At 60.6% G+C, this 13522-nt stretch carries 14 protein-coding genes; 11 read left to right on the top strand and 3 right to left on the bottom strand.

Annotated elements, in window-relative coordinates; genetic code table 11:
• From GZH79_RS14845 to GZH79_RS14870, 6 genes are all read left to right on the top strand, one after another.
• Window positions 1-681: YihY/virulence factor BrkB family protein (locus tag GZH79_RS14845; protein WP_249219226.1), on the top strand; the 681-nt coding region annotated here is incomplete at its 5' end.
• Window positions 682-918: 237 nt separating this feature from the next.
• Complete coding sequence (locus GZH79_RS14850; RefSeq protein WP_211644551.1) at window positions 919-2670, top strand: acetolactate synthase 3 large subunit; 1752 nt, start codon at window positions 919-921, stop codon at window positions 2668-2670.
• A 30-nt stretch (window positions 2671-2700) separates the two neighbouring features.
• Window positions 2701-3273: an acetolactate synthase small subunit gene (gene ilvN, locus GZH79_RS14855; protein ID WP_211644552.1), complete on the top strand. Its 573-nt coding sequence runs from the start codon at window positions 2701-2703 to the stop codon at window positions 3271-3273.
• Window positions 3274-3437: 164 nt separating this feature from the next.
• Complete coding sequence (locus GZH79_RS14860; RefSeq protein WP_211645027.1) at window positions 3438-4376, top strand: nucleoside hydrolase; 939 nt, start codon at window positions 3438-3440, stop codon at window positions 4374-4376.
• Window positions 4373-4822, top strand: coding sequence for a GNAT family N-acetyltransferase (locus tag GZH79_RS14865; RefSeq protein ID WP_211644553.1), 450 nt, complete (start codon window positions 4373-4375; stop codon window positions 4820-4822). Before GZH79_RS14860 ends, GZH79_RS14865 begins: the two co-directional genes overlap by 4 nt.
• On the top strand, window positions 4819-6225 hold the full coding sequence (locus tag GZH79_RS14870) for a protein adenylyltransferase SelO (RefSeq protein ID WP_211644554.1): 1407 nt from the start codon (window positions 4819-4821) through the stop codon (window positions 6223-6225). The genes GZH79_RS14865 and GZH79_RS14870 overlap by 4 nt, the downstream gene beginning before the upstream one ends.
• Before the next feature lie 4 nt (window positions 6226-6229).
• Here GZH79_RS14870 and GZH79_RS14875 read toward each other — a convergent pair whose 3' ends face one another.
• From GZH79_RS14875 to GZH79_RS14885, 3 genes are all read right to left on the bottom strand, one after another.
• Entirely contained in the window at window positions 6230-7189 is a 960-nt protein-coding gene (locus GZH79_RS14875) for a DUF3179 domain-containing protein (RefSeq protein ID WP_211644555.1), read from the bottom strand.
• Window positions 7190-7270: 81 nt separating this feature from the next.
• Window positions 7271-7819: a peptidylprolyl isomerase gene (locus GZH79_RS14880; protein WP_211644556.1), complete on the bottom strand. Its 549-nt coding sequence runs from the start codon at window positions 7817-7819 to the stop codon at window positions 7271-7273.
• On the bottom strand, window positions 7812-8318 hold the full coding sequence (locus tag GZH79_RS14885; protein WP_211644557.1) for a peptidylprolyl isomerase: 507 nt from the start codon (window positions 8316-8318) through the stop codon (window positions 7812-7814). Before GZH79_RS14885 ends, GZH79_RS14880 begins: the two co-directional genes overlap by 8 nt.
• Window positions 8319-8443: 125 nt before the next feature.
• On the opposite strand from GZH79_RS14885, the gene GZH79_RS14890 reads away from it, so the two are divergent.
• The 5 genes from GZH79_RS14890 (at window position 8444) to GZH79_RS14910 (ending at window position 13519) form a co-directional block, all read left to right on the top strand.
• Entirely contained in the window at window positions 8444-9622 is a 1179-nt protein-coding gene (locus tag GZH79_RS14890; protein WP_211644558.1) for a phosphoglycerate kinase, read from the top strand.
• A 95-nt stretch (window positions 9623-9717) separates the two neighbouring features.
• Window positions 9718-10608: a fructose bisphosphate aldolase gene (locus GZH79_RS14895; RefSeq protein ID WP_211644559.1), complete on the top strand. Its 891-nt coding sequence runs from the start codon at window positions 9718-9720 to the stop codon at window positions 10606-10608.
• Between the two features lie 111 nt (window positions 10609-10719).
• Window positions 10720-11019 carry a septum formation initiator family protein gene (locus GZH79_RS14900; RefSeq protein WP_211644560.1) on the top strand — a complete coding sequence of 100 codons (300 nt, stop codon included), beginning with the start codon at window positions 10720-10722 and terminating at the stop codon, window positions 11017-11019.
• A gap of 106 nt (window positions 11020-11125) precedes the next feature.
• Window positions 11126-12136 carry a pyruvate dehydrogenase (acetyl-transferring) E1 component subunit alpha gene (gene pdhA, locus GZH79_RS14905; RefSeq protein ID WP_211644561.1) on the top strand — a complete coding sequence of 337 codons (1011 nt, stop codon included), beginning with the start codon at window positions 11126-11128 and terminating at the stop codon, window positions 12134-12136.
• A 3-nt stretch (window positions 12137-12139) separates the two neighbouring features.
• A complete protein-coding gene (locus tag GZH79_RS14910) occupies window positions 12140-13519 on the top strand; it encodes a pyruvate dehydrogenase complex E1 component subunit beta (RefSeq protein WP_211644562.1) in 1380 nt (459 codons plus the stop codon).
• Window positions 13520-13522: the final 3 nt, after the last annotated feature.

The raw sequence follows: 13522 nt of genomic DNA on the forward strand, positions 1-13522 counted from the left end.
GATCAGGCCAAATCTGTCGCGGGGTCCGACAGCGGCGGATTGGGACTGGCCGCGATTCTGGGTGTGCTGACGGCGTTTTATTCCGCGTCAGCCGGCATGTCGGCCCTGATCGAAGGGCTGAACGTCGCCTTTCGTGTCGAAGAAGCGCGCAGCTTTCTGCGCAATCTGCTGGCGCGCTTCACACTGACATTGGCCATGGTTGTCGGGTTCTTCGTGATCGTGGCGACCTTGGTTGCGATTCCTGTCGTGATGAACTTTCTGCGCCTTCCGGCAGGGACAGAGCTGTTGATCACGTTGATCCGTTGGCCGGTGGTGCTGCTATTGGTCGCGGGCGGTTTGGCAATCCTGTATCGGTATGGTCCCGCGCGCAGCCAGCGCCGCTGGCGCTGGATCACACCGGGCGCCGTCATTGCGTGTTTGTTGTGGCTTTTGGGGTCGATGGCGTTTGCGTTTTATGTCCGCAACTTTGCCAGCTACAATGAAACATTCGGCGCGCTGGGCGGGGTTATCATCCTGCTTGTCTGGTTGTGGTTGTCGTCTTTTATCGTTTTGCTGGGTGCGGAAATCGATTCTGAAATCGAAGCGCAGGGCAAACAAAATCCGGCACCGGATACTGCGGCACCTGACACGGCGGACAGCGGGAAACTGGACGATGCGACGCTGCACCGCGACAAGCCCTGAAAGAAAGTTACCAAAAACACCGCTTGGGCGAAATTTTCTCCGCCCGGGCGGTTGACCCTGTGGGACGGGGCGCATAGGGTCAGCAAACACAAGGGATGTTGGCATGAACACTGTCGTACTAATCGTAGGAAATCAGCGCATGGGCCGGTAACGGTTGACCCATCAGGTTCCCATGCGCCCCCGTTTCACACCGGGGGCTTTTTTATGCCGAACGACAGATTTTAACGGACGAGACCAATGACAAAAACGATGACCGGCGCGAAAATGGTGGTTCAGGCCCTGATCGATCAGGGGGTGGAGGTAGTCTTTGGCTATCCCGGCGGCGCCGTCCTGCCGATCTATGACGAGATTTTTCAGCAAAACCACATCCAGCACGTGCTGGTACGCCACGAACAGGGTGCTGTGCATGCCGCCGAAGGCTATGCGCGGTCCACAGGCAAGCCGGGTGTGGCGCTTGTCACCTCTGGCCCCGGTGCGACGAACGCGGTCACAGGATTGACCGACGCGCTGATGGACAGCATCCCGATCGTCGTGCTGACGGGTCAGGTGCCGACCTTTATGATCGGGTCGGATGCGTTTCAGGAAGCCGACACCGTCGGCATCACCCGCCCCTGCACCAAACACAACTGGCTGGTGAAAGAGACCGACAAGCTGGCCAACACCCTGCACGAAGCGTTTCATATCGCCACCGCAGGACGGCCCGGTCCGGTGCTGGTCGATATTCCCAAAGACGTGCAATTCGCCACCGGCACCTATTCGGAAAAGGCGAAACGCAAATCGCATTACGCCCCGCAATTGAAAGGTGACATCGACACCATCACGGAATTGGCCCGTGCGCTGGAAACAGCGAAACGGCCCGTTTTCTACACGGGCGGCGGCGTCATCAATTCCGGTCCGCTGGCCAGCCAACTGCTGCGTGAACTTGTCGAAGCGACGGGTTTTCCGATCACGTCCACCCTGATGGGTCTGGGCTGCTATCCGGCGTCGGGTGACAAATGGCTGGGCATGCTGGGCATGCACGGCACGTATGAAGCCAACATGGCGATGCATGGTTGCGATCTGATGATCAACGTCGGCGCCCGCTTTGACGACCGGATCACGGGCCGCGTCGACGCGTTTAGCCCGAAATCGAAAAAAGCCCATATCGATATCGACGCATCATCCATCAACAAGGTGATCCGCGTGGACATGCCGATCCTTGGCGACGTGGCCCACGTGCTTGAAGACCTGCTGAAGGTCTGGAAGGCGAATGGCCGCAAGACCAATACCGAAGGTCTGGCAAAATGGTGGAAACAGATCGCGGAATGGCGCGCCATCGATTGTCTGGGTTACGAACAGACCGGCAAGATCATCCGGCCCCAACACGCCATCAGCCGGCTGGAAGCCCTGACCAAGGATCATGACCGCTACATCACGACAGAGGTCGGCCAGCATCAGATGTGGGCCGCGCAGTATATGGGGTTCGAGGCACCGAACCGCTGGATGACGTCGGGCGGTCTGGGCACGATGGGTTACGGCACGCCCGCGTCCATCGGTGTGCAGATGGCGCACCGGGACGCGCTGGTTATCAACGTCGCGGGCGAAGCGTCCTGGCTGATGAACATGCAGGAAATGGGCACCGCGATGCAGTACCGCCTGCCGGTGAAGCAATTCATCCTGAACAACGAACGGTTGGGCATGGTGCGCCAGTGGCAGGAACTGCTGCACGGTGAACGCTACTCGTCCAGCTGGTCCGAATCCCTGCCCGATTTCGTCAAACTGGCCGAAGCGTTTGGTGCAAAGGGGATCAAGGTCGATGACGCCGCCGATCTGGATGACGCCATCCGCGAAATGATCGCCTATGACGGGCCGGTCATTCTGGATTGCCTTGTGGAAAAGCATGAAAACTGCTTTCCGATGATCCCATCGGGCAAGGGTCACAACGAAATGCTGCTGGCCAACGCGCAGGTGCAGGGTTCGATCAATGCGACGGGCGCAGTGCTGGTCTAGGACCGGCCGCGGATTTGGAAAGAAAACGACATGTCACCACTCAAGATCAAAAAAGGGTCTTCCAGCCATTCCGCCTATGACCTGCGGTCGCATTTTTCCGATGTGATCGAACGGCACACGCTGGCGGTCATCGTTGAAAACGAACCGGGCGTTCTGGCCCGCGTGATCGGTCTGTTTTCGGGCCGGGGCTACAATATCGAAAGCCTGACCGTCGCCGAAATAGACCACACCGGGCATCGCAGCCGGATCACGGTCGTCACATCCGGCACGCCACAGGTGATCGTGCAGATCAAGGCGCAACTGGGCCGGATCATTCCCGTCCATGAGGTACACGATCTGACCGTCGAAGGCCCAAGCGTTGAACGCGAACTGGCGCTGTTCAAGGTGCGCGGACAGGGCGAGGCACGGGTCGAAGCGTTGCGTCTGGCGGATATCTTCCGGGCTTCGGTGGTAGACAGCACGCTGGAAAGCTTTGTCTTTGAAATCACCGGGACGCCGGAAAAGATCGACGCCTTTGCCGAACTGATGCGTCCGCTTGGCCTGCAAGAGGTCGCGCGCACGGGCGTCGCGGCGCTGGCGCGGGGCGAAACAACCCACGTCTGAACCCGGAAGGGTTTTTCGGCCCCCTGAACCCGCACTGTTCAAGGACCGGCGTTTTCGTGCGCCGGTCACGATCGGTCCACGCGCGCGCGGCTTGCTGCCATTCAACAGGTCCGACCTTGCCCCATGGCCCATACCGGGCCACATAAGGGCAAAGCAAAGGACGCATCATGGCCCGCAAGATCATCATCGATACCGACCCCGGACAGGACGACGCCGTCGCCATTCTTTTGGCACTTGCATCGCCGGAACTGGAGGTGCTGGGCCTGACCTGCGTGGCGGGCAACGTGCCGCTGGACCTGACCGCGCGCAATGCCCGCATCATCTGCGAACTGGCGGACCGGCGGCAAATGCCGGTTTACGCGGGTTGCGACGCCCCCCTGTCGCGCAAACTGGTCACGGCGGAACACGTCCACGGCAAAACCGGGCTGGACGGCCCCACCCTGCCCGACCCCACGATGCCGTTGCAGGACACCCATGCCGTCGATTTCATCATCGACACGCTGCGCATACAGGACACGGGCAGCGTGACCCTGTGTCCGCTGGGACCGCTGACGAATATCGCCGCAGCCTTTGAACGTGCGCCCGACATCATCGACCGTGTGCAACAGATCGTGCTGATGGGCGGCGCCTATTTCGAGGTGGGCAACATCACACCGACCGCCGAATTCAACATATACGTCGATCCCGAAGCCGCCAAAATCGTCTTTGCCGCCGGTGCGCCGCTGGTGGTCCTGCCGCTGGATGTCACGCACAAGGCGCTGACAACGCAGCCGCGCGTCGATGCGTTTCGCGCGATGGGCACCGATGTGGGCCGGGCCGTGGCAGACTGGACCGGCTTTTTCGAACGCTTCGACAAGGAAAAATACGGGTCTGCCGGTGCGCCGCTGCATGATCCTTGCGTGATCGCCTATCTGCTGCAACCCGACCTGTTTTCAGGGCGCGACATCAACGTCGAGATTGAAACCGCATCCGACCTGACGCTTGGCATGACCGTGGCCGACTGGTGGCGCGTCACCGACCGGCCCGCCAATGCGCTGTTTATCGGGGATGTGGACGCGGACGGGTTCTTTGCCCTGCTGATCGAACGGCTGGCCCGGCTATGAGCACGGCAATCACCCTTGCAGCGGCGGCCGACGCCGAACGTGTTCTGGCGCTGATGGCGCGTTATCATGAAGAAGCGCAATTGCCCCATGATGACACGCACCGCGCCACAGTCGCGGGGCCGCTGCTGGATGGCTCCCCCTTGGGGGCGATCTGGCTGATCGGTCCCAGCCGTGCGCCACTGGGCTATGTCATGGTGACATTCGGCTGGTCGATGCCGCATGGCGGACTGATCGGCTGGCTGGAAGAAGTGTTCATCCGCCCCTCCGTGCGTGGCCGTGGTATCGGGACAGAGGTCCTGCACGCCGTCACCGTGAACCTGCAGCGCGCCGACCTGCGCGCCATGCATGTCTTTTTGCCAAGCGACGACGCGGGGCTGGTGCGGTTCTGCACCCGTACCGGATTTCGCGCCGTGCGCACCCCAACCCTGATGACGGACCCGCTGTGACCCTACATTTCGACAATAGTTTCGCCCGCCTGCCCGACGCGTTCTATACGCGCATCGCGCCGACGCCCGTGGCCGATCCCGGTATCATTGCCGTGAACGACGATCTGGCTGCGTTGCTGGGTCTGGATCGCGACTGGCTGCATTCCGATGCCGCCACGGCGGTTTTCGCAGGCAACAGCCTGCCCGACACCGCCGCACCGCTGGCGCAGCTTTATGGCGGACATCAGTTCGGCAACTGGTCCGGGCAACTGGGCGACGGGCGCGCGATCCTGCTGGGCGAAATCGTGGGCACCGACGGGATACGGCGCGATGTCCAGCTCAAGGGATCGGGCCTGACGCCTTATTCGCGGGGCGGCGACGGGCGCGCATGGCTGGGGCCGGTGCTGCGCGAATACATTGCGTCCGAAGCGATGCACGCCATGGGCGTGCCCACGACCCGCGCGCTGGCCGCCGTCACAACCGGAGAGGACGTGTTCCGCGACACCATGCTGCCCGGCGCGATCCTGACACGCGTGGCGCGCAGCCATATCCGCGTCGGCACATTTCAGATGCACGCCGCACGACAGGACACGGACGCGCTGCGCACGCTGACAGACTACACCATCGCGCGTCATTACCCGGACGCAGATGGCCCTGCCGGTCTGCTGGATGCGGCGGTTGCCACACAGGCGCAACTGATCGCGCAATGGATGGGTCTGGGGTTCATCCACGGTGTGATGAACACCGACAATTGCAGTCTGGCAGGCGAAACCATCGACTATGGACCCTGCGCGTTCATGGATGATTACGACCCGCAAAAGGTGTTTTCCAGTATCGACCGGATGGGCCGCTATGCCTATGCCAATCAGCCCGGCATCGCGATCTGGAATCTGGCGCAACTTGCGACCGCACTGATCCCGTTGATGCCGGATCAGGACGCGGCGGTCACCGATTTCACCGACCGGGTCAACAGGTTCCCCGATCTGTATCAGGACGCCTGGGTCGGTGTGTTCGGTGCAAAACTGGGGCTGGCCGATCCGACCCTGGCGGATGCGGACCTGATCCAGCGTCTTTTGACCCTGATGGCAGACGCAGGTGCCGATTTCACCGCGACCTTTGCCCGCCTGACACAAGGCGAAAAACTGCCAGACCTGCCGGGTTTCGACGCGTGGCACACCGACTGGCAGGCGCGTCGCGCGCCTGATTACCTGGCAATCATGGCGGGCGCCAACCCGACCGTGATCCCGCGCAACCATCAGGTGCAGGCTGTGATCGACGCCGCTGTGGCAGGTGATTTAGCACCTTTCCATACCTTACTGGGCGTCGTCACCGATCCTTATGCGCCATTGGATGATGCGCGCGCGCCCTATGCCTTGCCGCCGGAACCCAGCCAGATCGTGCGCCAGACGTTTTGCGGCACCTGACCTGTCAGTCTGCCAGCATCCATTCGCCATCGGGGTGAAACGCGTCAAAGGCAAAGGCGAACATGACCGCATGAACCATGTCAGCCCCGTCTGCGTCGCGTACGCGGACATTGCCGACCTCTTTGCCCGCGCCCAGATCGCGGGTATCCAGAGCCGAGGCCTGACCTGCCTCCCACGTCAGCACCACGCCCGCTTCTGCGATGCGGCCCGCGTCGCGCAGGCGTTCCAATGTCCACGCGCGTTCACCGACCGCGATGACGCGTGCCATTGCCGGAATGTCGTGCGGGACAGGGTCGCCGGAATATAGAAACGGGCGAAAACTGCTGTCGTACCCTTCGTAGGGGTTCGTGCCGTAGGCGCGCGCGGCGGCAGGTTCATCCATCACAAGACCCTCCGGATTGCGCGCGACAAAACTGTCCCAGCTTTCCAGAAACGCAGGCAGTTGGCGCAGCTTTGCCCCGGTCAGTTCTCCCACGATGGCGTCGCCCGTCGCCTGCTGCCACCAGCTTTCGGTCTGGCGGTCAAACATGATCATATCGGAAAACCGTAAAAGCCCCGAAACACCAAATTCCAGAACCCCGGCATCGGTACGTCTGTCGAACACGATGGCCGTGTTGCAAAGCGGGCAAAAGGTGACTGCGACAGGCACATCGCCCACCGTGTCATTCGCAATTTCATGCCACATCAAATAGCGGACGGGATAGGCGCGCGCTGATGCGCCATCCGGTTCAAGCGCGACCACCGCTTCGCGACCGGCCAGACCGCTTTTCTGACTGACAGGGATCATCGCAGGGTCATTCAGCGCGGGGATACCGTCCTTGGGCGGGCCGCCTGACAGGATTTCAATCCATTCCACGCTGGATTTGCTGAAATCGGTATCGGGCCAGACGTTGCGCCAGAATTCCGGACTGGCCTGCGCAGTCAGCGGCCACAGTAATGTCAGGGCTAGGATCAGGTGTTTCATCGGTGTCCTCCTGCCTGTCAGATTGCGACAGACCGGACCACCGGGATAGCCCCCTCACCCAAGGGTGAAGGGGCTGAAACATCATTCGGTGACGGTGACGGACGTCATCACGTCAGGGTCGGACGTGACCGACCCGTTGGGGCCATCGCCGCGCTTGATCTGATCGACGACATCCATGCCGTCCGTGACCTCGCCCACGATGGTGTATTGGCCATCCAGAAACGGACCCGGTTCGAACATGATAAAGAACTGGCTGTTGGCCGAATCCGGGCTTTGGCTGCGGGCCATGCCCAGCACACCGCGCTCGAACGACAGCGTGTCGCTGAATTCTGCCGCGATATCAGGCAGATCGGACCCGCCGGTGCCTGCGCGTGACAGATCGCTGCCGGTCTTGCCGAACTGCACGTCGCCGGTCTGGGCCATGAAGTCATCGATCACACGGTGGAACACCACGCCGTCATAACCGCCCTGTTCGGCGATCGTGGTGATCTGTGCGACGTGATTGGGGGCCACGTCTTCGAACAGGTTGACGGTCACGGTGCCGTTGGCCTGACCCGCGATTTCGATTTCAAGGCCGGTCGCCAGCGCAGGGCTGGCCAACATGGCAAGGGGAAGCGCGAACTTAAGCATCGGCGGCCACCACGACTTTGATCATGCGGTCAGGGTTCGCGGGCGGTTCGCCCTTGGCGATGTTGTCGACGTGCTTCATGCCTTCGATCACCTGACCATAGACGGTGTATTGACCGTTCAGGAAATCGTTGTCCTTGAAGTTGATGAAAAACTGGCTGTTGGCGCTGTTGGGGTTGGCTGACCGCGCAGCACCCAGCGATCCGCGTGCATGCGGCACCTTGGAAAATTCAGCCGGCAGGTCCGGCAGGTCAGATGCGCCTGTGCCCGCGCGACCGGGGGCGTAATCCTGTTCCATGTTCGCGTGCTGCACGTCGCCCGTCTGCGCCATGAAGCCATCGATCACACGGTGGAACGCGACGTTGTCGTATTTGCCAGCGCGCGCCAGCTCTTTCATGCGTGCGACGTGCTGGGGGGCGACATCGGGCAGCAGTTTGATGACGACATCGCCGTCTTTGAGCGTGATGATGATGGTGTTTTCGGGATCGTCGTAATCGGCCATCTGGCACTCCTGTTGATTGCTTGGCCCTGACATATGGTGGACAGGGCCGAATGCCAACCGGCAGACGTTGACGACGGCAGATGCGTGCCGCAGTTAAGAGGTAACCCGAACCGCAGGAGGCCATCATGGGCTGGAAGACACTTGACGACATGGAACTGAACCGCAAACGCGTGTTGGTGCGCGTCGATATCAACGTGCCCGTCGAGGATGGACGCGTCACCGATACCACCCGCATCGACCGGATCGTGCCGACGGTGCAGGACATAAAGGCCAAGGGCGGCACCCCGATCCTGCTGGCGCATTTCGATCGCCCCAAGGGCAAGGTAGTGCCAGAAATGTCGCTGGGCCAGATCGTGCCCGCACTGGAACAGGCGCTGGGATGCGATGTGGCGTTCATCGACGGCAACTATGGCGAACGGGTTGCCGCGTTGGCACAGGGCGATGTGGCGTTGCTGGAAAACCTGCGGTTCAATCCGGGCGAGGAATCCAACGACGACGGTTTCGCATCCCGATTGGCCACACTTGGCGATGTCTATGTCAACGATGCGTTTTCTGCCGCGCACCGCGCCCATGCCAGCACCGATGCTCTGGCCCGCAAGCTGCCTGCCTGCGCTGGACGCCTGATGGCAGAAGAGCTGGGCGCGCTGGACCGCGCATTGGGCAATCCTGAACGCCCCGTCGTCGCCGTGGTCGGGGGGGCCAAGGTATCGACCAAGCTGGACCTGCTGTCCAACCTTGTGGAAAAGGTCGACACGCTGGTGATCGGCGGCGGCATGGCCAATACCTTTCTCGCGGCGTCGGGCATCGACGTGGGCAAATCGCTGTGCGAGCACGATCTGGCCGACACCGCCCGCAAGATCGCGCAAAAAGCAGCCGACCGGGGCTGCGAAATCCTGCTGCCGCGCGATGTCGTCGTGGCACGTGAATTCAAGGCAGGCGCCGAAAGCCAAACCGTCAAGACCGAAGACTGTCCGGCGGACGCCATGATACTGGATGCAGGTCCGGATTCGGTCGCGCATATCGTCGATGTGCTGAAACGGTCCAAAACGCTGGTCTGGAACGGACCGCTCGGCGCGTTCGAAATCGCACCTTTTGACGCGGCGACAACAGCGGCGGCACAGGCAGCGGCAGCATTGACGCGCGACGGTGCGCTGATTTCCGTCGCAGGTGGCGGCGACACCGTGGCCGCCCTGAACAAGGCCGGTGTGTCTGGCGATTTCAGCTACGTTTCGACCGCGGGCGGCGCATTCCTAGAATGGATGGAAGGCCGAACCCTGCCCGGAGTCGCTGCTTTAGATCACTGATAGCGTTAAACAAACCTGCGTTTGCGCTATCATATTTGCCATCGCGGCACCCCTTGCCTATGTCCGTTGTAACGGATCACGCAAGGGGCGGAACGATGAATACGGACATGGCGGACAAGATGCGCAGCGGGTCGGGTTTTATCGCGGCACTGGACCAAAGCGGTGGATCGACGCCAAAGGCGCTGGCAGCATACGGACTGTGTGAAAAAGACTGGTCAAACGACAACCAGATGTTCGATCTGATCCACGACATGCGGTGCCGTATCGTGTCCGCGCCGACGTTCAACGGTGACAAGGTTCTGGGGGCAATCCTGTTTGAACAGACGATGGACCGCGACTTTGCCGGCAAACCCGCCCCGCGCCACCTGTGGGAAGATCAGGGCGTCGTGCCGTTCCTGAAGATCGATCACGGTCTGGAAGACACCGCCGACGGTGTGCAGTTGATGAAACCGATTGCCGGATTGGACGGCACCCTGTCACGCGCTGCAGGTCTGGGCATTTTCGGCACCAAGGAACGGTCGGTGATCCACGCCGCCGATCCCACAGGCATCGCTGCCATCGTGGCACAGCAATTCGACATTGGCCGTCGCGTGCTGTCGCACGACATGATGCCCATTCTGGAACCTGAAATCACAATCTCGATCCCGGACAAGGCCGCGGCAGAAGACATGCTGCTGGACGAAATCCTGCGCGCGCTGGACACGCTGCCCGATGGAACAGAAGTCATGATCAAACTGACGCTGCCGGAAAATCCCGGACAATACGCGCAACTGGTCGATCATCCCAAAGTGATGCGCGTCGTCGCACTGTCCGGTGGTTACGATCTGGACGAAGCGACAGCGCGGCTGGCCCAGAACCCCGGTATCATCGCCAGCTTTTCACGCGCACTGACTGAACGGTTGTCCGCCGAACAATCTGACGCGGAATTCAACGCCGCCATCGCGCAAAGCATCGACGCGATCTATCGCGCCTCTGTCACGGGCTGACACGTCGATATCACGCAGGCACGAAATATGAATTGCGGGATTCCATCGACACCGGATTCGTGATTAGCATAGCGTCAAGCGCGGACAGAATACCGCACACCAGAGGCGCAGATGAGCAAACGCAACCGACCCGCTGTAGGCACTTTGATCTATTTTCTGGGGGCATTGGCCCTTGGTTTCTATTTTACCTTTGCTGCGGTGCAAGGCGATTACGGTGTGTTGAAACGCAGCGGGATCGAAGCCGAAGGACGCGTGCTGGCACAGGAATTGCAATTGTTGCAGGCCGAAGTCAGCCGCATGGAAAACCTGACCATGCGCCTGTCCGACAAGTATCTGGACCTTGACCTGCTGGACCAGCAGGCCCGCGATGTGCTGGGCCTGATCCGGACGGATGAAATCGTGATCCGCTGAGACGCAGGTTTTTGTGGCGACCGCGTTGCCTTACCCGACGAACCGCTTTAGGTTTGGGAATTAGTTTAACACTAAACAATTCTCTGGACCTACGAGGGGACGCGCAATGCCGCCACGCAAAAAGGACGCACAGCCGAATGTATCGGCCGATGACCTGAAGGCCTATTACCGCGACATGCTGATGATCCGCCGCTTTGAAGAAAAAGCGGGACAGCTTTACGGCATGGGGCTGATCGGCGGCTTTTGTCACCTGTACATCGGACAAGAAGCCGTTGTCGTCGGTCTGGAAGCCGCAGCCAAGGACGGCGACAAGCGCGTCACATCCTACCGCGATCACGGCCACATGCTGGCCTGTGGCATGGACCCCAAGGGCGTCATGGCCGAACTGACAGGCCGCGAAGGCGGCTATTCCAAAGGCAAGGGCGGGAGCATGCACATGTTCTCGAAGGAAAAGCATTTTTACGGCGGTCACGGCATCGTCGCGGCACAGGTACCGCTGGGTGCGGGCCTTGCGTTTTCGGACAAGTACAAAGGCAACGATAACGTCACCTTTGTCTATTTCGGGGACGGTGCCGCCAACCAGGGTCAGGTCTATGAAACCTACAACATGGCCGAACTGTGGGATCTGCCCGTCGTCTTTGTGATCGAAAACAACCAATATGCGATGGGCACATCGACCAAACGGTCGACAAAATCGCCCAGCTACTGGGAACGCGGTGCCGCCTATGGCATCCCCGGCGAAGAAGTCGATGGCATGGACGTGCTGGCGGTCAAGGAAGCTGGTGAAAAGGCGGTCGCGCACTGCCGCGCGGGCAACGGTCCGTATATTCTGGAAATCAAAACCTATCGCTACCGGGGCCATTCCATGTCCGACCCCGCGAAATACCGCACCCGCGAAGAGGTGCAGAAGATGCGCGATGAACGCGACCCGATCGAACAGATCCGCGACCTGCTGCTGACCGGCAGCCACGCGACAGAGGACGATTTGAAAGCCATCGACAAGGAAATCAAAGGCATCATCAATGACGCCGCCGAATTTTCCAAGGAAAGCCCGGAACCCGATCTGGAAGAGCTTTGGACCGATATCTACGCAACCGAAGTTCCGCAGGAGGCTTGATTGATGGCAACCGAAATTTTGATGCCCGCCCTGAGCCCCACGATGGAAGAAGGCACTCTGGCCAAATGGCTGGTCAAGGAAGGCGACACCGTCGCATCCGGTGACATTCTGGCCGAAATCGAAACCGACAAGGCAACGATGGAATTTGAAGCCGTGGACGAAGGCACCATCGGCAAGATCCTGATCGCAGAAGGCACCGAAGGCGTGGCCGTCAACACCGCCATCGCGGTCCTGCTGGAAGATGGCGAAACGATGGACGATGTATCGGTCGACACCAGCCAGTCGCAGCAGCCCGTTGCCGCCGACAAGGAACAATCGTCGGAAACTGCGCCCGCCGCCGCGATGAGCCATCCTGAACCCAAACAATCGGATCGCACGCCGGACTGGCCCGACGACGTAGAGGTCAAGAAAACGACCGTCCGCGAAGCCCTGCGCGATGCGATGGCCGAAGAAATGCGCCGCGACGAAAACGTGTTCCTGATGGGTGAAGAAGTCGCCGAATATCAAGGCGCCTACAAGATTTCCCAAGGGCTGCTGGACGAATTCGGGGCCAGACGGGTGATCGACACCCCGATCACCGAACACGGGTTTGCCGGTATCGGTGTGGGTGCGGCATTCGGCGGGCTGCGTCCGATTGTGGAATTCATGACCTTCAACTTTGCCATGCAGGCGATGGACCAGATCATCAACTCTGCCGCCAAAACGCTGTATATGTCAGGCGGCCAGATGGGTGCGCCGATGGTGTTCCGCGGGCCCAACGGTGCGGCAGCGCGTGTGGGTGCGCAGCACTCTCAGGATTATGCCGCATGGTTCATGCAGGTGCCGGGACTGAAAGTCTGCATGCCCTATTCCGCCGCCGACGCAAAAGGCCTGATGAAATCCGCGATCCGCGATCCCAATCCGGTGATCTTTTTGGAAAACGAAATCCTGTATGGCCGGTCGTTTGACGTGCCTGTCATGGATGATTTCACAATCCCCTTCGGCAAGGCCAAGATCGAACGCGATGGCGATGACGTGACCATCGTATCGTTCGGCATCGGCATGACCTATGCGTTGGAAGCCGCTGAAAAGCTGGCAGAAGAAGGCATTAACGCCGAAGTCATCAACCTGCGGACCCTGCGCCCGATGGATACCGAAACCATCCTTGAATCGGTGCGCAAGACGAACCGCTGCGTCACCGTCGAAGAAGGCTGGCCGCAAGGCAGCGTCGGCGGCTACATCAGTGGCGTCATCATGCAGGAAGCGTTCGATTATCTGGACGCGCCCGTCATCACATGCACCGGCAAGGACGTCCCGATGCCCTATGCCGCGAACCTGGAAAAGCATGCGTTGATCACCACAGCCGAAGTGGTCGCAGCCGTCAAAAAAGTCACCTACCGGTAAGGA

Origin of the sequence: Loktanella sp. SALINAS62 (assembly GCF_018263905.1) — a bacterium.
GTDB lineage: Bacteria > Pseudomonadota > Alphaproteobacteria > Rhodobacterales > Rhodobacteraceae > Loktanella.